This window comes from Stenotrophomonas sp. GD03930 (genome assembly GCF_029839665.1).
GTDB classification, from domain to species: Bacteria; Pseudomonadota; Gammaproteobacteria; order Xanthomonadales; family Xanthomonadaceae; genus Stenotrophomonas; species Stenotrophomonas forensis.
Window position 1 is genome coordinate 411,562 of the sequence record NZ_JAOCAV010000003.1, and the last position, 20,050, is coordinate 431,611.

The 20,050-nt window shown below is 67.2% G+C and carries 23 protein-coding genes and 1 other RNA gene; 17 read left to right on the forward strand and 7 right to left on the reverse strand.

The genetic code is table 11. The features are described from left to right. The first annotated feature begins 68 nt into the window (after positions 1–68). The 5 genes from N5C18_RS17520 to N5C18_RS17540 all read left to right on the forward strand — a co-directional run bounded on the left by N5C18_RS17520 (position 69) and on the right by N5C18_RS17540 (position 5,745). The gene (locus N5C18_RS17520) at positions 69–2,351 is read left to right on the forward strand and encodes a DUF1631 family protein (RefSeq protein WP_279945252.1); all 2,283 of its coding nucleotides are present in this window, start codon (positions 69–71) and stop codon (positions 2,349–2,351) included. Next, entirely contained in the window at positions 2,348–2,722 is a 375-nt protein-coding gene (locus N5C18_RS17525) for a PilZ domain-containing protein (protein WP_053511717.1), read from the forward strand. The genes N5C18_RS17520 and N5C18_RS17525 overlap by 4 nt, the downstream gene beginning before the upstream one ends. Before the next feature lie 74 nt (positions 2,723–2,796). After that, positions 2,797–4,128, forward strand: a complete 1,332-nt coding sequence (gene pepQ, locus N5C18_RS17530; protein ID WP_279945254.1) for a Xaa-Pro dipeptidase — start codon at positions 2,797–2,799, stop codon at positions 4,126–4,128. Between the two features lie 466 nt (positions 4,129–4,594). After that, entirely contained in the window at positions 4,595–4,888 is a 294-nt protein-coding gene (locus tag N5C18_RS17535; protein WP_087921478.1) for a transposase, read from the forward strand. Continuing rightward, a complete protein-coding gene (locus N5C18_RS17540; RefSeq protein ID WP_279943796.1) occupies positions 4,885–5,745 on the forward strand; it encodes an IS3 family transposase in 861 nt (286 codons plus the stop codon). The genes N5C18_RS17535 and N5C18_RS17540 overlap by 4 nt, the downstream gene beginning before the upstream one ends. A 194-nt stretch (positions 5,746–5,939) precedes the next feature. Here N5C18_RS17540 and N5C18_RS17545 read toward each other — a convergent pair whose 3' ends face one another. Then, positions 5,940–7,262, reverse strand: a complete 1,323-nt coding sequence (locus N5C18_RS17545; RefSeq protein WP_154582916.1) for an aminopeptidase P N-terminal domain-containing protein — start codon at positions 7,260–7,262, stop codon at positions 5,940–5,942. Between the two features lie 5 nt (positions 7,263–7,267). After that, complete coding sequence (locus N5C18_RS17550) at positions 7,268–7,816, reverse strand: UPF0149 family protein (RefSeq protein ID WP_279945256.1); 549 nt, start codon at positions 7,814–7,816, stop codon at positions 7,268–7,270. Positions 7,817–7,968: 152 nt separating this feature from the next. On the opposite strand from N5C18_RS17550, the gene N5C18_RS17555 reads away from it, so the two are divergent. From N5C18_RS17555 to N5C18_RS17590, 8 genes are all read left to right on the forward strand, one after another. Further along, positions 7,969–8,190 carry a TIGR02449 family protein gene (locus N5C18_RS17555; RefSeq protein ID WP_005410898.1) on the forward strand — a complete coding sequence of 74 codons (222 nt, stop codon included), beginning with the start codon at positions 7,969–7,971 and terminating at the stop codon, positions 8,188–8,190. Beyond that, positions 8,187–8,483 carry a cell division protein ZapA gene (locus N5C18_RS17560; RefSeq protein WP_006467013.1) on the forward strand — a complete coding sequence of 99 codons (297 nt, stop codon included), beginning with the start codon at positions 8,187–8,189 and terminating at the stop codon, positions 8,481–8,483. Before N5C18_RS17555 ends, N5C18_RS17560 begins: the two co-directional genes overlap by 4 nt. 97 nt (positions 8,484–8,580) lie before the next feature. Further along, positions 8,581–8,766, forward strand: a non-coding RNA gene (ssrS, locus tag N5C18_RS17565) — 6S RNA. 83 nt (positions 8,767–8,849) lie between these two features. Then, positions 8,850–9,443: a 5-formyltetrahydrofolate cyclo-ligase gene (locus N5C18_RS17570; RefSeq protein WP_279945258.1), complete on the forward strand. Its 594-nt coding sequence runs from the start codon at positions 8,850–8,852 to the stop codon at positions 9,441–9,443. After that, entirely contained in the window at positions 9,440–9,919 is a 480-nt protein-coding gene (locus N5C18_RS17575; RefSeq protein ID WP_008264983.1) for an EVE domain-containing protein, read from the forward strand. Before N5C18_RS17570 ends, N5C18_RS17575 begins: the two co-directional genes overlap by 4 nt. A 22-nt stretch (positions 9,920–9,941) precedes the next feature. Next, a complete protein-coding gene (gene rpiA, locus N5C18_RS17580) occupies positions 9,942–10,589 on the forward strand; it encodes a ribose-5-phosphate isomerase RpiA (RefSeq protein WP_006467017.1) in 648 nt (215 codons plus the stop codon). Positions 10,590–10,609: 20 nt separating this feature from the next. After that, positions 10,610–11,053 carry a DUF192 domain-containing protein gene (locus tag N5C18_RS17585; protein WP_008266483.1) on the forward strand — a complete coding sequence of 148 codons (444 nt, stop codon included), beginning with the start codon at positions 10,610–10,612 and terminating at the stop codon, positions 11,051–11,053. 163 nt (positions 11,054–11,216) lie between these two features. Beyond that, the gene (locus N5C18_RS17590; RefSeq protein WP_164087612.1) at positions 11,217–12,062 is read left to right on the forward strand and encodes a SirB1 family protein; all 846 of its coding nucleotides are present in this window, start codon (positions 11,217–11,219) and stop codon (positions 12,060–12,062) included. Between the two features lie 86 nt (positions 12,063–12,148). On the opposite strand, the gene N5C18_RS17595 is transcribed toward N5C18_RS17590, so the two are convergent. Then, positions 12,149–12,373 (reverse strand): rubredoxin, encoded by a 225-nt coding sequence (locus N5C18_RS17595; RefSeq protein WP_006467103.1) that lies wholly within the window; start codon positions 12,371–12,373, stop codon positions 12,149–12,151. A gap of 34 nt (positions 12,374–12,407) precedes the next feature. Between N5C18_RS17595 and thiE the strand changes: the two genes are divergently transcribed. Both thiE and hemL read left to right on the forward strand, forming a co-directional pair. Then, positions 12,408–13,034 (forward strand): thiamine phosphate synthase, encoded by a 627-nt coding sequence (gene thiE / locus N5C18_RS17600; protein WP_053450699.1) that lies wholly within the window; start codon positions 12,408–12,410, stop codon positions 13,032–13,034. A 16-nt stretch (positions 13,035–13,050) separates the two neighbouring features. Next, positions 13,051–14,340, forward strand: coding sequence for a glutamate-1-semialdehyde 2,1-aminomutase (gene hemL, locus N5C18_RS17605; protein WP_279945259.1), 1,290 nt, complete (start codon positions 13,051–13,053; stop codon positions 14,338–14,340). A 105-nt stretch (positions 14,341–14,445) separates the two neighbouring features. On the opposite strand, the gene azu is transcribed toward hemL, so the two are convergent. After that, positions 14,446–14,895 (reverse strand): azurin, encoded by a 450-nt coding sequence (gene azu, locus N5C18_RS17610; RefSeq protein ID WP_049456925.1) that lies wholly within the window; start codon positions 14,893–14,895, stop codon positions 14,446–14,448. Positions 14,896–15,017: 122 nt separating this feature from the next. Between azu and N5C18_RS17615 the strand changes: the two genes are divergently transcribed. After that, a complete protein-coding gene (locus N5C18_RS17615) occupies positions 15,018–15,620 on the forward strand; it encodes an HAD-IA family hydrolase (protein WP_053511075.1) in 603 nt (200 codons plus the stop codon). A gap of 33 nt (positions 15,621–15,653) precedes the next feature. Here the strand turns inward: N5C18_RS17615 and N5C18_RS17620 are convergent, their stop codons facing one another. Further along, positions 15,654–16,880 carry an acetylornithine transaminase gene (locus N5C18_RS17620; RefSeq protein ID WP_053511073.1) on the reverse strand — a complete coding sequence of 409 codons (1,227 nt, stop codon included), beginning with the start codon at positions 16,878–16,880 and terminating at the stop codon, positions 15,654–15,656. A 63-nt stretch (positions 16,881–16,943) separates the two neighbouring features. On the opposite strand from N5C18_RS17620, the gene N5C18_RS17625 reads away from it, so the two are divergent. Next, positions 16,944–17,816 (forward strand): ion transporter, encoded by an 873-nt coding sequence (locus N5C18_RS17625; RefSeq protein WP_053511071.1) that lies wholly within the window; start codon positions 16,944–16,946, stop codon positions 17,814–17,816. Positions 17,817–17,878: 62 nt separating this feature from the next. Here the strand turns inward: N5C18_RS17625 and N5C18_RS17630 are convergent, their stop codons facing one another. Together N5C18_RS17630 and N5C18_RS17635 are read right to left on the reverse strand one after the other, a co-directional pair. After that, positions 17,879–18,811, reverse strand: coding sequence for a YiiG family protein (locus N5C18_RS17630; protein WP_279945260.1), 933 nt, complete (start codon positions 18,809–18,811; stop codon positions 17,879–17,881). A 177-nt stretch (positions 18,812–18,988) separates the two neighbouring features. Continuing rightward, entirely contained in the window at positions 18,989–19,981 is a 993-nt protein-coding gene (locus N5C18_RS17635; RefSeq protein ID WP_279945261.1) for a YiiG family protein, read from the reverse strand. Positions 19,982–20,050: the final 69 nt, after the last annotated feature.

Below are 20,050 nucleotides of genomic sequence, written 5' to 3' on the forward strand. Positions count from 1 at the left end.
AGCGCCGACATCGGCCGACACGGTAGATTCACCAGATCGATCCGCGGGAATCCGGGTACCGCTCGCCGATGTCAGCTGTTTTTTCCCCCACCCCTGCCGACAAGGCCCGCCTGGCCGCAGCCGACCTGCCGCCGCGGGTGCGCGAACTGCTGGGCGCGTTGATCGGCCTGTGCCGGCAGACCCTGGCCGCGCCGCTGATCCTGACCGTCGAGGCGCTGGAACAGACCCTGCTGCACGACGCCGATCGCGCGCGCAATCCGCTGCAGCAGGCCGAACTGATGGCCCAGCGCGGACAACTGCATGCCTTTGCCGGTCACTTCCCCGACCGGATGCTGGATGCCGTTGCCGAGGCCTTGGCACGCCTGCGCGAGCCTGCGACTGCAGCCACCGCCGGGGCCACCCCGCCGCCGCTGCCCGGCGTGCTGGGGCTGTCGCTGGTGGCCGAGCATGACGTCGACCGCGACCTGCTGCTGACCGAGATGATCCGGCGCGAAACCCTGCGCTCGACCAATACCCTGAACCTGCTCGGGCAGCGGCTGGGCGTGCTGGCGGCGGCGCCGGCATTCGAGGCCGACGCGCTGCCGCTGGCGCCGCAGGCATTGTGCGCGATGGTGCGCCGGCTCGCGGAGCAGGACACCCTCGGCGCCGACGTACAGCTGGCGCTGTATCGCAGCTTCGAGCGCCAGGTGCTGGAACGGCTGGGCGATGTGCTCGACCGCGCCAATGCGCTGCTGGCCCAGCACGGCGTTCTGCCCGGCCTGGTCTACACGCCCTACCTGGCCCGTTCGTCGAGCACGCGACGCATCATCACCCACTCCGTCGGCGGTGGCCGCGCGACGCAGCCGGCCAAGCGCGCCCCCGCAGCGCCGCTGACCGGCTGGAACGGATCGGCACCGTCGGGCTCGTGGTCGAACCTGGTGCAGGAAGCGGTCAGCGACGCCGGTGGCCGCGACACCGCCGTGCCTGGGCTCACCACCTCCACCGGCAGCGCGTTGCACGACCTGCTGCAGCAGGCCCGGCACGCCAGTACCGCGCCCGCGCCGTCCGCTGCGGTACCCAGCGCCGCCGTGGATGCGGTGCTCGCGCGCCTGCAGGCCCAGTCCAGTGCCGCTACCGGCCTTGCCGACCTGCAGACCGCGGTGGTCGCCCAGCTGCGCAGCGAACACGGCGCGCAGGCCCAGCTGGGCAGCCACGACCGCGACAATCTCGACCTGCTGCGCCTGCTGATGCAGCAGGTACAGCAGCAGCAACGTCCCGACCCGGTACCGGCCGCGCTGCTGGCGCGCCTGCAGGTACCGCTGGCGCGCGCGGCCATGGCCGACCCTGGCTTCTTCGTGCGTGACGAGCACCCCGCCCGCGAACTGCTCAACCAGATCGCCGAAGCCGGCGCCCACTGGCTCGGCGATGATGACGTTGACCCCCAGCTGCTGCAGCGCATGGCGCAGAGCGTGCAGGGGCTGCTCGGCCAGGATGCGCGGACGCCCGAGGCCTTCGCTGCCGCCAATGAAGACGTGCAGCAGCACCAGCGCGCGGCTGCCCATCGCGCCGAGCTGGCCGAGCGCCGCCACGTCGAGGCCGCGCGCGGCAAGGAACGCCTGGACCTGGCACGACGCCAGGCCAGCGCACAGATCGACCAGTGCTGCGATACCCAGGCGCCGCCGCGCTTCGTGCAGACCCTGCTGCGCCAGGCGTGGGCCGACGCCCTGACATTGACCCGGCTGCGCCATGGTGACGATTCACCGCAGTGGCAGGAGCGCCTGCAGCAGACCCAGCGCATCGCGGCGGTGACCGCCCAGGCCGCGGACGCTGCGGATGGCACCGACGCTGCGCTGGCCACCGAGGTGGAAGCGGCGCTGGTGCAGGTCGGCTACCACGCCGAGGAGGCCGCCGCCGTCGCGCGTCGCCTGGCCACGCCCGGCGGCGAGGACGAAAGCACATCGCGTACCGAACTCAGCGCACGCCTGAAAGCACGCGCGCGACTGGGCGAGCATGCCGGCACGTCCAGCGCAGGCGCGCCCGCCGAGCCACGCAGCAGTGCCGAAGAAGCCGCCTACCAACAGCTGTCCACCCTGCCGTTCGGCAGCTGGTTCGACATCGACACCGGCGACGGCACGCTGCGCCGCCAGCGCCTGTCGTGGTACAGCCTGCTGACCGGCCATGCGCTGATGGTCAATCCACGCGGACAGAAGATCGCCGATACCGACCTGGATACCCTCGCCCGCCAGCTCAGCGCCGGCCGCGCGCAGCTGGTCACCGAAGACAAGGGCCGCCTGGTTGATCGTGCCTGGCAGGCCAGCCTCGATGCGCTGCGTGCGCTGGCCGCTGGCCACAGCCGGAAAACCCCTGCATGAACACCCAGCCGCCACAGGACACCCGTCGCGCACCGCGCCGCCAGGTCTCGGACCTGGTGCCGGTGACCGACCAGATGCGCGACAGCGTAGTGGGCCGCCTCGGCAACGTTTCTGAAACCGGCATGCTGATGCTGGCCAGCGTGCCGTTGCGCGAGGATGCGCTGTACCAGCTGCGATTCCCGCTGCCGATGGCCGATGGCCGCCAGGAAGCCATCGACGTAGGCGTGCACCTGCTGTGGAGCGAACCGGCGCACGTGCCGGGACAGAGCTGGACCGGCTTCCGCTTCCTCACCCTGTCACGCGAACATCGGCAGCTGCTGCGCCAGTGGGTGGGCGAAGACAGCGACGAGGGACCGGTTTCGACGGCCTGAGTGCCGGTTCCGGCACAGCGGTTTTTCGCGGTATGCGGCAGAATCTAGGGCCGTTTTCGTGTCGAGCCACCGCAATGATCCAGCAAGACCCCGGCGCCCTGTATTCCGACCACCTGGCCGTGCTGTGCCGGCGCGCCGAACAGGCGCTGGCCCGCGGCGGCTTCGATCACCTGGTGGTGCCCAGTGGCACCCTGCACTACCAGGTGTTCGACGATCGCGACTACCCGTACGCGGTGAATCCGCAGTTCAAGGCGTGGCTGCCGCTCACCCGCGTACCGAACAGCTGGATCGTGTTCACGCCCGGCAAGCGCCCGGCGGTGATCTTCCACCAGCCCTTCGATTACTGGCACGTGGTGCCGGATGCACCGAGCGGCTGGTGGGTGGAGCACTTCGACATCCACATCATCCGCACCCCCGAAGAAGCGCTGGCGCTGCTGCCGGCCGACCCGTCGCGCTGCGCGATCCTCGGCGAGCCGCAGAGCACGCTGGGTGCATTCGTGCCGAATAACCCGGCGCCGGTGGTGAACTACCTGGAATGGCACCGCGCCTACAAGACGCCGTATGAAATCGCGCTGATGCGCCAGGCGCAGGTGCTCGGCGTGCGTGGCCATCGCGCCGCCGAGGCCGCATTCCGCAATGGCGCCGACGAATTCAGCATCCACATGGCCTACTGCCAGGCCGTGGGCCAGGATGCAAATGAACTGCCGTACGGCAACATCGTCGCGCTGAACGAACACGCCGCCGTGCTGCACTACACCGAGCTGGGCCGCAAGGCGCCGCAGCCGCTGCGCAGCTTCCTGATCGATGCCGGCGCCAGCGCGCAGGGCTACGCCAGCGACATCACCCGCACCTACGCCGCGCACGGCCACGACGAGTTCGCCGCGATGATCGCTGCCGTCGATGCCGCCCAGCAGCAGATGTGTGCGGCGGTGCGCGCCGGCTTCGACTACAAGCAGCTGCACGTGGACGCGCATCTCTCGCTGATGGGCGTACTGAAGGACTTCGGCGTCATCAAGGTGTCGCCGCAGACCGCCGTGGAAACCGGCGTCAGCGCCGCCTTCTTCCCGCACGGCATCGGTCACCTGATCGGCCTGCAGGTGCACGACGTGGCCGGTTTCGCGGCCAGCGACGAAGGCGGCCGCGTCGAGCGCCCGGCGGGGCATCCCTACCTGCGCCTGACCCGCGTGCTGGAGCCGGGCATGGTGGTGACCATCGAACCGGGCCTGTACTTCATCGACATGCTGTTGAACGAAGTGAAGGACGCAGGCCATGGCGATGCGATCAACTGGGACCGCGTGGACTTCTTCCGTCCGTATGGCGGCATCCGCATCGAGGACGAAGTGCTGTGTACCGAGGGCGAAGCGGACAACCTGACTCGGCCGGAGTTTGCTGCGGCCAACGGCTGAGCCCCCTCGTGGTTGGATGCTGGATCAAAAGCCGCGCTTTGCGGGGCGGGGTGGGTTCGCGGGGGACGCCGTGAACCCATCCATGGGGGCTTGGCCGCGGCATCCATGCCGCGGACACCCCCGCGAACCCACCCCGCCCCACCTCTGACAGTTTCCTGCCTCGTCCAACCACGGAAAAGAAGAAAGAAAAGCAAAAGCGGGTCGCTTGCTGCGCTCGCTCTGTGTCGACCAAGGTCGACACCTACCAACAGCCGCGCGTCCCAACAGCCGCAGTGGCCAGTAGATCCACGCCATGCGTGGATGATTCATTCGATATCTGACAGATGTGCCGACCAACGGTCGGCACCCACCAACAGCCGCAGGAACCTGTCGAAGGCGGGGCACTGTGGGTTTGCGGGGTGTGTGATCTGGCTCCCCGTGGGCGGACGCCAAGAAGCGATACTTTGATCGCACTGGGAGGTCCCTTATGTCCCGTATCACCCGTCGTAGCTACACCGATGAGTTCAAGCACCAAGCCGTGGAGCTGGCCGAGTCGCTCGGCCCAGCCGCAGCGGCCCGCCAATTGGAAATGTCCGTCAAAACGCTGGCAAATTGGATTGACGCGGTCCGTGCTGGCCGGTCGTTGACCTCTGAGGCCCGCAGGCCGGCCACTGATCTGGAAAGCGAGATCAGCCGCCTTCGGGCCGAGAACGCCAATCTGAAGATGGAGCGGGAAATCCTAAAAAAAGCGGCGGCGTTCTTTGCCAGAGAGTCCAAGTGAGGTACGCCTTCGTCGCCAGTCAAAGGACTCGCTACCCGACCAGGTTGCTGTGTCGGCTTCTCGGGGTTTCTGTCTCTGGATTCCATGACTACCTGCGCCGCCAGTGTGCCCAAACGTGCGATGTCGATTCGGCCCTTCGTACCGAGCTTCGGGCCATCCATGTGGCCAGCAAACGCAGTTATGGGCGGCGTCGGCTGGTCAGGGCCTTACGAGCCAGGAATCATCTAGTCGGCCACAAGCGCGTGGCACGGTTAATGGCCGAGGAGCGAATCCAGGGCAAGACCAAAGGCCGATTCCGGCCCAAATCCTCCGGCGGCTCATCTCAGCTCGCCCCCAACCTGCTGGATCGGCAATTTGCCCCCGGAACCGGACCGACGGCGTGGGTCGGGGATATCACGTATGTCCCCACCCGCCAGGGATGGCTGCATCTGGCCGTGGTCATCAGCGTCCAGACCCGGCAGGTGCTGGGCTACAGCGTTTCCAAGCGCTTGACTGAAGAACTGGTAGTGAAAGCATTTGCCAATGCCTGGGCTCTGCATCCACAACGACCTGGCCTGATCTTCCATTCCGATCGTGGCGGGCAGTACTGGGGGAACGAGTTTCGCCAGCTGCTGCAGTCCCATGACGTGGTCCAAAGCATGAGCCGGCCTGGCAATTGCTGGGACAACGCCTTGGCCGAGAGCTTCTTTGCGACGCTCAAGACAGAAGAGGCTGCCGAGCCTTACGCCAGTAAGGAACAAGCCAGCCAGTCCATCGCTGCTTACATCCACGGCTTCTACAATCCAGCCCGGCTACACTCGGCGCTGGGCTACCACTCTCCTAACAACTACGCCCGGCAGCTCCGGGCTGCCGCCTGACACGGCTTCATGGCGTCCGTTTTCAGGGAGCCAGATCAGTGAGCCGCATGGATGCGGCGACCAAGCCCCCATGGATGGGTTTACGGCGTCCCCGCAAACCCACAGTGCCCCGCCATCCCACGGAATGCCGCTTCGGCTTTTGCACTTGCCGTTGCATCGAGCGGGTGCAGGGCTGCAAGCCCTGCCGAAACCCCTTACCCCGCCATCACCGCTTCGATCTCGTCGGCGCTGCGCGCCAGGCCTTCGGTCAACACGCGATGGCCATCATCGGTGATCAGCACATCATCCTCGGTGCGGATGCCGATACCGCGCCAGCGTGGCTCCACCGTCGTGTCGTCCACGCCGATGTACAACCCCGGCTCGATGGTGAACGCCATGCCCGGCTCCAGCAGGCGCGAATCACCGGCCAGGCGGTAATCGCCCACGTCGTGCACATCCAGCCCGATCCAGTGCCCGGTCTTGTGCCGGTAGAAGCGCTGGTACAGGCCTTCGGACAGGTTCTTTTCCAGCGTTCCCTTCAGCAGGCCCAGCCGCAGCAGGCCCTCGGTCAGGGTCTGCACCGCCGCCAGGTGGCCGCTCTCGTACGGCACGCCCGGCTTCGCCTGCGCCAGTGCCGCGGCCTGTGCCTCACCGACCAGGTCGTGCAGCGCGCGCTGTTCGGCACTGAAGCGGCCATTCACCGGGAAGGTGCGGGTGATGTCGCTGGCGTAGCCGCGGTACTCGGCACCGGCATCGATCAGCACCAGCTCGCCATCGCGCGACCGCGCGTTGTTGTCGCGGTAGTGCAGGATGCAGCCGTTGCGGCCTGCACCGACGATGCTGCAGTACGCCGGAACGGCATCATTGGCGCGGAACACGCGTTCCAGCTCGGCCTGCAGCTCGTACTCGTGGATTCCCGCCTTGGCCGCCTTCATCGCCGCCAGATGGGCGCGCACGCTGATCTGCGCGGCATGCTGCATCAGCGCCACTTCGGCACCGGACTTGAACAGGCGCTGTTCGTGCAGCAGGTGGCCCAGCTCCAGGAACTCATGCGGCGGCTGCGCGCCATGGCGCACCTGTGAGCGCACGCGGTTGACCCAGCCGATCAGCTTCAGGTCGAAATCCGCATCGCGGCCGAAGTGGTAGTAGACGCGCGAACGCCCTTCCAGCAGGCCCGGCAGGATGTCGTCCAGATCATCGATCGGGTAAGCGTCGTCCATGCCGAACTGCGCCACCGCGCCTTCCTGGCCGGCCCGGCTGCCGTCCCAGGCCTCGCGCTCGGCATCACGCTCGCGACAGAACAGGATGGCCTCGCCATGGCGACGGCCGGGAATCAGCACCAGCACCGCTTCCGGCTCGGGGAAGCCACTCAGGTACTGGAAGTCCGAATCCTGCCGGAACGGATAATGGGTATCGAGGCTGCGCACCTTCTCCGCCGCAGCCGGCAGCACCAGGATCGCGTCCTCGCCGGCCATGTCCATCAGCTGGCGGCGCCGACGCTTGTACTCGCCGGCCGCGATGCCGGTGCGCTGCTTGATATCCATCAGTTCAGGCGCTGCCGATGGCGCGAGGCCAGCACCACGTCGCCGTGCAGCAGCAGCACCGCCACGCGGATGAATTCCTCGATCTCCGACAGGGCGTCGTCGTCGTCATCGCCACCGGCCTCGAAATCCTCGCTGGAGGCACGGGCCAGGCTGGCCATGTCGGTCAGCGCCTCTTCGCCCTCTTCGGACAGGGTCGGGCGGCGGCCGCCGCTGCCCAGGCCGAAACCGCCCAGGAACGAGCGGGTCCAGCTGAACATGGCATCGGCCTGCGCGGCCACCTCGTCGCTGTCGGTCAGCAACAGCTCGAACGCGAAGTCGCGGTCTTCCAGCTGCTTGATGGTGACCTGCAGCAGCTGGCCCAGCACGCTGTCGGCGGCCACCGGCGACAGGTTGTCGTCGGCCAGCACGCGCGCCGGCCAGTCGTTGCCGGGGGCGCCGCCGGCGGCCAGCCAGCCGCACAGTGCGCCGTGCAGCTCGGCGGCGGTGGCGCCCAGGCCCAGTTCCTGGCTGGCGCGGTTAACGTCGTCGACGGAGGGAAGTTCAGTCATCGTGCGGCTCGTTCGGAAAAGGAAACCCGGGGCGCGCCGGCGCGCCCGTGAGACCCCGTAGTGTAGCAATCCGACGGCCTCCTCCCCGTGGCCGTCCGGCCTTGCTGCGACAACGCTTGACCGCCCTTGCCCGGCTTGCCTATCGTGCCCGCATGGAACCCGCCGATCCCCTTGCCCAGCTGCAGGACTTCGCCGCCCGCGTGGAGGCGTTGCTTGAACGCAACCAGCGCCTGGCCGAGGAGAACCGCAGCCTGCGCCACCAGCAGGAACAGCTGGTGGCCGAGCGTTCCACGCTGCTGGCCAAGAACGAGCAGGCACGCTCGCGGGTGGAAGCAATGATCAGCCGGCTCAAATCCCTGGAGCAGCACACATGAGTGCCGAACCGGTCAGTGTCCGCATCCTCGATCGTGAATACACCGTGGGCGTCGGTGGCGATGAACGCGACAGCCTGATGGCCGCCGCGCGCCTGCTCGATGCCCGCATGCGCGAGATCCGCGGCAGCAACCGCATGGCCGCCGTGGACCGCGTGGCGGTACTGGCCGCGTTGAACCTGGCCCATGAACTGCAACTGCTGCGCGACGAGAACGCCCGCCAGGCAGTGGCGCTGCAGCAGACGCTGGCCGATCTGAACCGGCGCCTGGACCGCGCGATCGACGGCGGCGCCTGAAGAACGCGCACAACGCGTCTTCTCATATCTGAATTGGCACGGACTGTTGCCGACGAACGGCCTATCCAGATCCTGCGCGCTGGCTATAATGGCCACGCGTTCTCTGCGGTACTCGACGGCATGTGCAAACATTCGCCTTGTCCCTTAAGAACGACACCGGGAGCGCGACAGCGCCGGGAGTGCAGGTCCGCCTTGTAGCGGGAAGCCCGATGGTTCTCCAGCGTTCCCACTTGAGCCCCCGGGTTCAAGGTCGTTTCGCATGCATCGACATTGCGGAGAATGCAATATTCCAGCAAGGGCGGCGTCTTCGGGCGTCGCCCTTGTTCTTTGCGGCACAATGGCGGCTGATCCTTGCCGCACGCCGCCATGACCGACCCGCGCCAGGCCCTGCGCCACGACCTGCGGCAACGCCGCCGCGACCTTTCCGCCGCTGAGCGCATTGCCGCCGCCGAATTACTTGCCGATGCCCTGCTGGCACTGCCGTTCGCGCCGCGCGAAGGCGCCGTGGCCGGCTACTGGGCGCTGGATGGCGAGATCGCCCTGCACCGCTGGCAGCTGCAGTTGCCCGAAGGCCTCACCTACTGCCTGCCGGTGTTGGCCGGCGACGTGCTGCGCTTCGCACCGTGGCGCCCCGGCCAACCGCTGACCAGCAACCGTTACGGCATCCCCGAGCCCGACGTGGCGCCGGCAGACACGCTGGAACCGGCGCAGATGGCGCTGGTGGTGGCCCCGCTGGTGGGCTTCGACCCGCAGTGCCGGCGGCTGGGCATGGGGGGCGGCTGGTATGATCGCAGCTTCGCCTTCCGCCATGACCGGCCGGCGCCGCCCTGGCTGGTCGGTGCGGCGTTCGCGGTGCAGCAGGTCGAGTCCTTGCCGGTGGCGTCGTGGGACGTGCCGGTGGATGCGATCTGCACCGAAGGCGGCACCCTGTTCCCCTCCGCTGCCCCCGTGAACGCATGACCGCCCGCAAGCGCTACTGGCTGATGAAGTCCGAACCGGACGCCTTCTCCATCGATGACCTGGCCAAGGTCAAGGTCGAACCCTGGAACGGGGTGCGCAACTACCAGGCGCGCAATTTCATGCGCGATGGCATGCAGGTCGGCGACGGCATCCTGTTCTATCACTCCAATACCAAGGTGCCGGGCATCGTCGGCCTGGCCACGGTGGCCAGCGCGGCCTACCCGGACGACACCCAGTTCGACCCGGCATCCGACTACCACGACCCCAAGAGCACGCGCGAGAACCCGCGCTGGATGCTGGTGGACGTGGCTTTCGACCGCAAGCTCAAGCAGGTGATCGCGCTGGACGAGATCAAGCTGCACGCCGACGAACTCGGCGAAGGCTTCCCGCTGGTTGCCAAGGGCAACCGCCTGTCGGTGTTCCCGGTGACCGCCGCGCAGTGGAAGCTGCTGCTGTCGCTGGAAAAGAAATCCTGATTCCCTGCCTGAGAGTTCTCCCATGTCCGAAGCCAAGCGCCTGGCCGCCGAGAAAGCCATCGAATACGTCGAAGACGGCATGATCGTCGGTGTCGGCACCGGTTCCACCGTGGCCTATTTCATCGATGCCCTGGCCCGCATCCAGCACCGCATCAAGGGCGCGGTGTCCAGTTCCGAGCAGAGCACCGCGCGCCTGAAGCAGCACGGCATCGAGGTGATCGAGCTGAACCACAGCGGCAACCTGTCGCTGTACGTGGACGGCGCCGACGAGTGCGACCCGAACAAGTGCCTGATCAAGGGCGGTGGTGCCGCGCTGACCCGCGAGAAGATCATCGCCGAGGCCAGCGAGCGCTTCATCTGCATCGTCGACCCGAGCAAGCAGGTGCCGGTGCTGGGCGGTTTCCCGCTGCCGGTGGAAGTGATCCCGATGGCGCGCAGCCTGGTCGCCCGCCAGATCCGCGACATGACCGGCGGCCAGCCGACCTGGCGCGAAGGCGTGGTCACCGACAACGGCAACCAGATCCTGGACATCCACAACCTGCAGATCACCGATCCGGAGAAGCTGGAGCGCGAGCTCAACCAGCTGCCGGGCGTGGTCTGCGTCGGCCTGTTCGCGCGCCGTCGCGCCGACGTGGTGATCGTCGGCGGCGAGCCGCCGGTCGTGCTCTGACCCTTCCAAGGATCCTGACGATGTCGCTGTTGCGTTCGCTGCTGATGCTTCCGCTGCTGGCCCTGGCCGGCTGCGCCACCGACGCGGCCCGCCACTGGGTCGAGCTGGACGGCGCCCGCTACCAGGTCGAGCTGGCCACCAACGATGAAACCCGCGCGCGCGGGCTGATGTTCCGCGACCAGATGGCGGCCGACCACGGCATGCTGTTCGTCCACGACCGCGAAGAGATGCAGGCGTACTGGATGAAGAACACCAAGATCGCGCTGGACATCCTGTACTTCGACAACGAACGCAAACTGGTCAGCCAGCAGCGCGACGTGCCGCCGTGCTCGGCCGGCGACATGTGTCCGCCGTACCCCAGCGGCGGCCCGGCGCGCTACGTGCTGGAACTCAACGCCGGCCAGGCCGAAAAGCTGAAGCTGAAGGACGGCACCGCGCTGACCTTCGGCCCGGGCATCGAGTAGCAAACGATGCGACCGGCCAGCGGCCGGCACCCGCGGTAGTGCCGGCCGCTGGCCGGCAACCCTGCAGGGGTCAGATCCCTTTCGCACGCGAAAGGGATCTGACCCCTGAATTTTTCACGCGGCACCGCTTGAAACCGTCTGCGAATGACGCCAGTCTGTGACCATGCAGGACCGGATCACACTCCCCGACTGGGATGCACTGGCCGACCTCGAAGACGAGGCGCTGCCGCTGTTGCCGACCGCGCTGCTGATCGCGCGCGATGAATACCCCGATCTGCAGCCGTCCACCTATGACGCGCTGATCCAGAGCCATGTCGACCACCTCCGCTCGGAAGTGGAGGCCATCGACAACAGCCCGTTGAAGATGGCGGCGATCAACCGCCACCTGTTCGACGAGCTGGGCTACAGCGGCGACCACGACGAGTACTACGACCCGCGCAACAGCTACCTCAACCAGGTGTTCGAGCGCCGCCTGGGCAATCCGATCTCGCTGGCCCTGGTGCAGATGGAAGTCTCGCGCCGGCTGGGTATTCCCCTTGATGGCGTGTCTTTCCCCGGCCACTTCCTGGTGCGCCTGCCGGTGGATGACGGCGTGCTGGTGATGGACCCGTTCAACGGCGGCCGGCCACTGGACGTGGATGAACTGCGCGAGCGGGCCAAGTCACACCTGGGCGGGCAGATGCCCGACGACCAGGTGCTGGCGCAGATCCTCGACCCGGCGCCGGCGCGCGCGATCCTGATGCGCATGCTGCGCAACCTGCATGGCGTCTATGCCGAGGCCGGCGAATGGGACCGCGCTGCACGCAGCGCCGATCGCCTGCTCAAGCTGGCCCCGGAACAGGACGACGCCCTGCGCGACCGCGGCCTGGCCTACCTGCAGCTGGAGTACCTGGCCGGGGCCCGTCATGACCTGGGCCAGTACCTGAAGCGCAACCCCGAGGCGAGCGATGCGCAGTGGCTGCGGGACAAGCTGATCGACCTCGGCGGGCCGATGCCGCGGCTGCATTGATTCTATCAGGTGTGCGGACCAACGGTCCGCACCCACCCCAACGGTCCGCACCCACCCCAACGGTCCACACCCACTGGAAGGTCCGGTCAATCGACCTCGACCATCTCGAAATCGGCCTTGGTCACCCCGCAGTCCGGGCAGGTCCAGGTCTCGGGAATGTCCTCCCAGCGCGTGCCCGGCGCGATGCCCTCCTCCGGCAAGCCGTCCGCTTCGCTGTACAGGAAGCCGCAGACCACGCACATCCAGGTACGCAAGGTGGTGGGGGTGGCATCGCTCATCGGATAATCAGGGCTGGATTCACGGGCCGCCATTGTCCCATTGCGGTCCACTCACCGGTAGCCATCGATGACTTCAGCTTCCCCGGCGCCCCGCGGCGTCTACCTGATCACCCCGGATGAACCCGATACCGCACGCCTGCTGGTACGCACCGCGCCGCTGCTGGCCGCCGGCGCCACCTGGCTGCAGTACCGCAACAAGACCGCCAGTGACGCCCTGCGGCAGGAGCAGGCCACTGCCCTGCAGGGCCTGTGCGCTGCCCATGGCGTACCGCTGATCATCAATGACGACCCGCTGCTGGCCAAGGCGGTCGGCGCGGCCGGCGTGCATCTGGGCGGCACCGACGGCGACATCCCCAGCGCGCGTGCGCTGCTGGGGGCCGAGGCCATCATCGGCGCGTCCTGCTACGACCAGCTGGCCAATGCAGAAAAGGCCGTGGCCGCCGGCGCCAGCTATGTGGCCTTTGGCGCCTTCTTCCCCACCACCACCAAGATCACCAGCAGCCGCGCCCACCCCGACCTGCTGCGGCAAAGCGCCGCACTGGGCGTGCCGCGGGTGGCGATCGGCGGGCTGACCCCGGACAATGTCGGTCCCATCATCGACGCCGGCGCCGACCTGGTCGCCGTGGTCAGCAGCGTGTTCGCCGCCGAAGACCCGGTCGCAACCCAGCACGCCCTCCTCGCCCAGTTCGCGTAACACCCAGGAAAGCCCCATGAACCACGACCAGTCCCACGCCCTGTTCTCCCGCGCCCAGCAGCTGCTGCCGGGCGGCGTCAATTCGCCGGTGCGCGCGTTCAAGTCGGTCGGCGGCGAGCCGTTCTTCGTCGAGCGTGCCGACGGCGCCTACCTGTACGACGTCGACGGCAACCGCTACATCGACTACGTCGGTTCCTGGGGCCCGATGATCGTCGGCCACAACCACCCGGCGGTGCGCCAGGCGGTGAAGAAGGCCATCGACAACGGCCTCTCGTTCGGCGCACCGTGCGCGGCCGAAGTGACCATGGCCGAGACCATCACCCGCCTGGTGCCGTCGTGCGAGATGGTGCGCATGGTCAACTCCGGCACCGAAGCCACGCTGTCGGCGATCCGCCTGGCGCGCGGCGCCACCGGCCGCAACCGCATCGTCAAGTTCGAAGGCTGCTACCACGGCCACGGCGACTCGTTCCTGGTCAAGGCCGGCAGCGGCATGCTGACCCTGGGCGTGCCGACCTCACCGGGTGTTCCGGCCGGGCTGAGCGAGCTGACCCTGACCCTGCCCTACAACGACTTCGAAGCCGCCACCGCACTGTTCGAACAGCAGGGTAACGACATCGCCGGCCTGATCATCGAACCGGTGGTCGGCAACGCCAACTGCATTCCCCCGCGCGAGGGTTACCTGCAGCACCTGCGCGAACTGTGCACGAAGCACGGCGCGCTGCTGATCTTCGACGAGGTGATGACCGGCTTCCGCGTTGCCCTTGGCGGTGCGCAGGCGCACTACGGCATCACCCCGGACCTGACCACCTTCGGCAAGATCATCGGCGGCGGCATGCCGGTCGGTGCCTATGGCGGTCGTCGTGAGCTGATGCAGCAGATCGCCCCGGCCGGACCGATCTACCAGGCTGGCACGCTGAGCGGCAACCCGGTGGCGATGGCGGCCGGCCTTGCGATGCTGGAACTTGTCCAGCAGCCGGGCTTCCATGCCGACCTCGCCGAGCGCACCGCGCGCCTGTGTGCCGGCCTGGAAGCGGCGGCCGCAGAAGCAGGCGTGGCGGTGACCACCACCCGCGTGGGCGCGATGTTCGGGCTGTTCTTCACCAGCGAAAAGGTGGAGACCTATGCGCAGGCCACCGCCTGCGACATCCCGGCGTTCAACCGCTTCTTCCACGCGATGCTGGAACAGGGCGTGTTCCTGGCACCGTCCGCCTACGAGGCCGGTTTCCTGTCCAGCGCCCACGACGATGCCGTGATCGAGGCGACGCTGGCCGCTGCACGCGTGGCATTCAAGGCCGCCAAGGGCTGAGCCCGCTCTGGTGGGTGCCAACCTTGGTTGGCACTGCCGCATCTGGTAGGTGCCAACCTTGGTTGGCACAGAGCAGTCGAGCATGGCTCGACTCTACAGACGGCATCAACCGAAGACGAGCTTGCCCTTCATCATGGCGAAGTGGCCGGGGAACGAGCAGAAGAAGGTGTAGTCGCCGCCCTTCTGCAGGCCCTGGGTGGAGAAGCGCACGCGCGTGGTCTCGCCACCTCCAATCACCTTGGTGTGGGCCAGCACGCGCTTGTCGGCCTTCGGCAGGTAACTGTCGGCCAGGGTCATGCGCATGCCCGCCATCGCCACCGGCTGGTAGTCGGCCGTGCGGGTCAGCACCCAGTTGTGGCCCATCGCGGTAGCGGCCAGCTTGCCGGTGTGGCGCAAGGTCAGGTCCACGGCGCTGCAGTCGGCGGCAACCTTGATCTCGCGACTGCTGAAACTCATCTGGTCGGTGCTGTCGATGCTCACCGCACACACGCGCGCCATTGCCGATGGCGCCAGCATCAGCGCACCCAGTCCAACCGCCACCGTCCAAGCCTTCATCGCTGCATCTCCTGCGGATTCAAACGTCATTCTAGGCAGGCCCATGCGCTCCCGTCTGCGACCGTCTGTCGCATGCACGCTCCAGGGTTTGCGCGCATCCATGGCAATGGCATGCTCGGCCGATGCGGATCGACCTGTTGCTGCTGGATGTGGATGGCGTGCTGGTGCAGTACCAGCGCGCGCAGCGCGTGCTGCACCTGGCGCAGGCGCTGGACGTTTCCCCGCAGGCCGTGCAGGCCGCGCTGTACGACAGCGGGCTGGACGCCGCGCATGACCGTGGCGCACTGGATGGCCCAACCTATCTGGCGCAGCTTGGCGGGCTTCTGGGCAGGACGCTCGATGTGGTCGCCTGGGTGGCTGCACGGCAGGCCGCCAGCCATCCGCAGGTGGCCGTGCTGCAGCGGCTGCAGGCGCTGCAACTACCCATGGCGGTACTGACCAACAACGGCGCGCTGATGGTGCAGGCATTGCCCGCCCTGCTGCCGGACCTGTTTCCGGCGCTGCAGGACCGCGTGTTCTGCAGTGCCGATTTCGGCCTGCGCAAACCGCAGCCAAGGGTGTTCCAGCGCGTGCTCGAGGTACTGCAGGTTGCGCCTGCGCGCACCTTGTTCATCGATGATCTTTTCGCCAACGTGCGCGGCGCGCGCGCGGCCGGCCTGCACGCCGAAACGGTGCGCGACGGCCGCGGGTTGGGGAAGGTGTTGAAGCGCTACGCAATCCTGTAGAGCCGAGCATCGGCCCGGCTCTACAGCCGAGGATCAGCGCGTGGCGATGAACGCGGCAATCGCCGCGCGCAGGCGCTTCAGGCCTTCGGCCACTTCTTCGTCGGTGATGTTCAGCGACGGCACGAAGCGCAGCACGTCCGGGCCGGCCTGCAGGGTCAGCAGGCCCTGCTCGGCGGCATGGTCGAGGATGGCACCGGCCTGGCCGGCGAAGTCCTTGCTCAGCACCGCGCCCAGCATCAGGCCGCGGCCACGCACCTCGCTGAACACGCCAAACTCGTCGTTGATGCGGGCGAAACCATCACGCAGCGCCTTCGATTGGCGGCTGACGTTGGCGGCGATCTCCGCCGAGGCCAGCTTGCGCAGGGCCACACGAGCGACCGCCGCGGCCAGCGGGTTGCCACCGAAGGTGGTGCCGTGCGCGCCGAACTGCATGGTCTCGGCCACCTTCGGGCCGGCCAGCATCGCGCCGATCGGGAAACCACCGCCCAGTGCCTTGGCCAGGGTAACCATGTCCGGCACCACATCGTCCTGCCAGTGCGCGAACAGCGTGCCGGTGCGGCCCATGCCGGCCTGGATCTCGTCCAGCACCAGCAGTGCGTTGTGCTGGTCGCACAGTTCGCGCACGCGCTTGAGGAAACCGGACCTGGCCGGCATCACGCCGCCCTCGCCCTGGATCGGCTCCAGCATCACCGCCGCCACGTCACCGGCGGCCATTGCGGTTTCAAGCTGCACTTCATCGTTGAAATCGATATAGCGGAAGCCACCGGGCAGCGGCTCGTAGCCTTCCTGGTACTTCGGCTGGGCTGTGGCGGTCACCGCGCCCAGGGTGCGGCCGTGGAAGCTGCCACGGAAGGTGATGATCACCCGCTTGTCGGCCGGGCGGCCCTGGCTGGAGGCCCACTTGCGGACCATCTTGATCGCCACTTCGTTGGCTTCGGCGCCGGAATTGCACAGGAACACGCGCTCGGCGAAACGGCTGGCCTTCACCAGCTCTTCGGCCAGGTGCAGCGGCGGCGCGCTGTAGAACACGTTGCTGGTGTGCCAGAGCTTGCCGGCCTGCTCGACCAGCGCGGCCACCAGGTCCGGGTCGTTGTGGCCCAGGCCACACACGGCGATGCCGGCGGCCAGGTCGATGAACTCACGGCCCTGGCTGTCCCACACGCGGGCGCCCTGGCCTCGCTCCAGTACCACCTGGCGGGGCTTGTAGACCGGCAGGTAGTAGTGCGAAAGGGAGATCAGCGGGTCGGTCGCGGCGGTCATGGCAGTCGGCAGGGTTCAGGAATCCCCATTCTCGCGCCGGAACCCCTGCGGCACAATGCGCCCATGCGACCGTTTTCCGCCCCCCAGCTGAACCCCGCCACCGAGACCGGCTGGCGCCGTCGGTGGTTCGACATCATCTACCGCCACGACTCGCGGCCCTCGCGCAACTTTGACCTGATCCTGGTGGTGGCGATCATCGCCAGCATCCTGGTGGTGATGATCGACAGCGTGCAGCACCTGCATGCCGAATGGTCCACCGGCCTGTACATCCTGGAATGGGCATTCACGATCATCTTCACCGCCGAGTACCTGCTTCGCCTGGCGGTGGTCAAGCGCCCGCTGCGTTACGCGGTGAGCATCTGGGGCATCATCGACCTGCTGTCGATCCTGCCCGCCTACCTGTCGTTGTTCATCCCCGGCGCGCAGAGCCTGCTGGTGGTGCGCGCGCTGCGCATCCTGCGCGTGTTCCGCATCCTCAAGCTGACCCGCTACATCGAGGAAAGCGGCGTGCTGATGACGTCGCTGTGGCGCAGCCGGCGCAAGGTGCTGGTGTTCCTGTTCACGGTGATCACCATCACCATCATCGCTGGCGCGCTGATGTACGTGATCGAAGGGCCGGAACATGGCTTCAGCAACATTCCGGCCAGCATGTACTGGGCGGTGGTGACCATGGCCACGGTCGGTTTCGGCGACATCGTGCCGCAGACCGTACTCGGCCGCTTCGTCACCTCGGTACTGATCCTGATCGGCTACAGCATCATCGCCGTGCCCACCGGCATCTATACCGCCGAACTGGCCAGCACCATGCGCGAAGCCGAGCTGGCCGCACGCCGCGATGCCCGCGGCTGCCCGCACTGCGGGCTGGAAGGCCACGAGCCGGACGCCCGCCACTGCCGCAGGTGCGGCGGTGAACTGCCGGATGCGTTCAACCATTGAGGCACATGCCGGCCAGCGGCCGGCACTACCCTCGGTAGATCCACGCCATGCGTGGATCCTCCTCAACGCATGCGATTGCTGGTGGTCACCAGGTCGTTGTAGGCGTCCAGGATCGTCGACTGCGCGCCTTCAGGATCGGTGGTGAGCCAGCTGCCCGAGGCCTTGCGCTCGGCCGCCAGCGCTTCGGCGCTGATCGGCTTCCCCTGTTCCAGGCGCTCGACGCCGCGGCCTGCGGTACGCACCAGCTTGTCAGCCGAGCGTTGCACATGGCCCCACATCGGGTCATCCTTGCCGACACCGCCGTTCTGCACTTCGGTCACCAGCGCCTGATACTCGGCCAGCTGCTTGCGCACTACCGCCAGGTCCGGCGCGTCGCCCTGGAACGCCATGGCCAGCTGCTTGCCGTCGCCGAGGATGCGCAGGTGGTAGTAGGCCAGCGAGCGACCCTCGCTTTCCTCGATCCGCTTCAGCTCCGCGGCGCGGCGCTCGTTCTCGTTCTTCTCCAGCGCCACATCCATCGCTTCGCTGGCCTTGAAGAAGGCGGCATAGGCCTGCATCAGCGGCGCATGCTGTGCGCGCATGCCTTCGCCCCCATCACGACGATAGTCTTCGCGGGTGAAGTAGCCATCGGCGCGCTCGGTCAGGGCATTCAGGGCCTGGAACGCCTGCTGATAGTCGCGCGCGGGGCCATCCATCGGCAGTACCGGGGTCTTCGCCAGTGCGTCGGTCATCGGCTGGCCGCAATACTCGACCCGGTGCGACAGCACCTTGCCGGGCGAGCGCGGTTGCGCTTCCTTGCCGGTCGGGCCGGCCTCGGGATCCTTCATCCAGCCGGTGTAGGCCTGGAAGCCTTCGTGAACGGGCTGTTCGACGCCGTTGTAGCACTCGATGTAGGCATTGACCTTTACCAGCCCGGGGTCGGCCACGGCCAGCCCGGCCGGCTTGTTGCAGCCGGTCAGGCCTGCCAGCGAGCCAAGCAGAAGCAACGGAAGCATACGTGTGGATGCGTTCAAATCAGTTCCTTGCACAAGTAAAAACTGCAGTCATCGTGATTCATCGCGCCCACACCCATCCCGGCAGCGCCGGAAGACGCCGCCCTTCGGCGCCCCGCCATGGGTCACGTCGCAATCGACCTGTTCGATTACGACAAAATGGCGCGATGAACGCCTCGGTTACTGGCGATTGCTCTGGAAAACGAGCGTGTTGTATTCCTGCATCAGCTTGCTGGCAGAGCCGCGCGGCGCCATCGAGGGCGAATCAAGCATGCGCCGCTCGAAATCGGTGTAGGGCTTGTTCTCGCTGACACGCTGCAGCCGCTCCTTGCCTTCGCGCCGGAAATTCTCGGCTCCACGCTCGAAGCCTTCCCAGTCCGTCTTGCCCGGCTGCTGGTCGGCAACCTTGGCGTGCGCTTCATCGGAAATGCGGTTGAAGGCATCCAGGTGTTCGCGGGCCGCGGCCTGATCAAAGCCGTCATCGGTCATCAACTCCACGATCGCCTTCGCTTCCAGCATCATCGCCAGGCGGTAGTACTCGCGCGTGCGCCCCTCGGCCTGTTCCAGTGCTTTGAGCTGCTCGCGCTGGGCAGCGTCGTTGTGGCGCTCCAGCGCGGTGTTGAACGTTTCGCTGGCAACCACGAAGTCCTTGAAGGCGGCCATCAAAGGCGCATGCATCTGCTTGCCCTTGGCAAACTGGTCGTCTTCGTAGTCCTGGCGATCGTAGTAGTCGTGCGCGTCCTTGCTGAGCGGCACCAGTGCCTTCAGCGCCTGCTGATACCGGCCAGCAGAGGCATCAAGATCGGCCAGGGCCGGCTTGGCAGCGATCGCTTCGGTCACCGGCGCGTCGCACTGCTTCATGTCGTAGTCGCTGATCTCGAACGGCCCGTACACCTGCGTCTCGCGCCCGCTCGGGCCGGCGTCGACGTCCTTGATCCAGCGCGTGTAGGACTCGATGCTGCCGTGTGTTTTCGAATCAAGCGCGTTGAAGCAGCCGATGTAGGCGTTGAGCTTTGCGGTCAACTGCTGCTGTGCGTCGGAGCTTGCGGTACTTGCGTCCGGCTTGCCGGAAGGACCAGCGTCACCCGCGGTTGCCGGCGCCTTGCCACCGCAGGCGCCCAGGATTAATGACAGCGACGCGGCCAGCGCCGCGAGGGAAAGAGTGCGTGACATGCGTTCACTTCCTTGTTGAAAACGATTACAGCTGCACATTCTAGCGCAGCAGGCCGAGGGTCGCAGCCC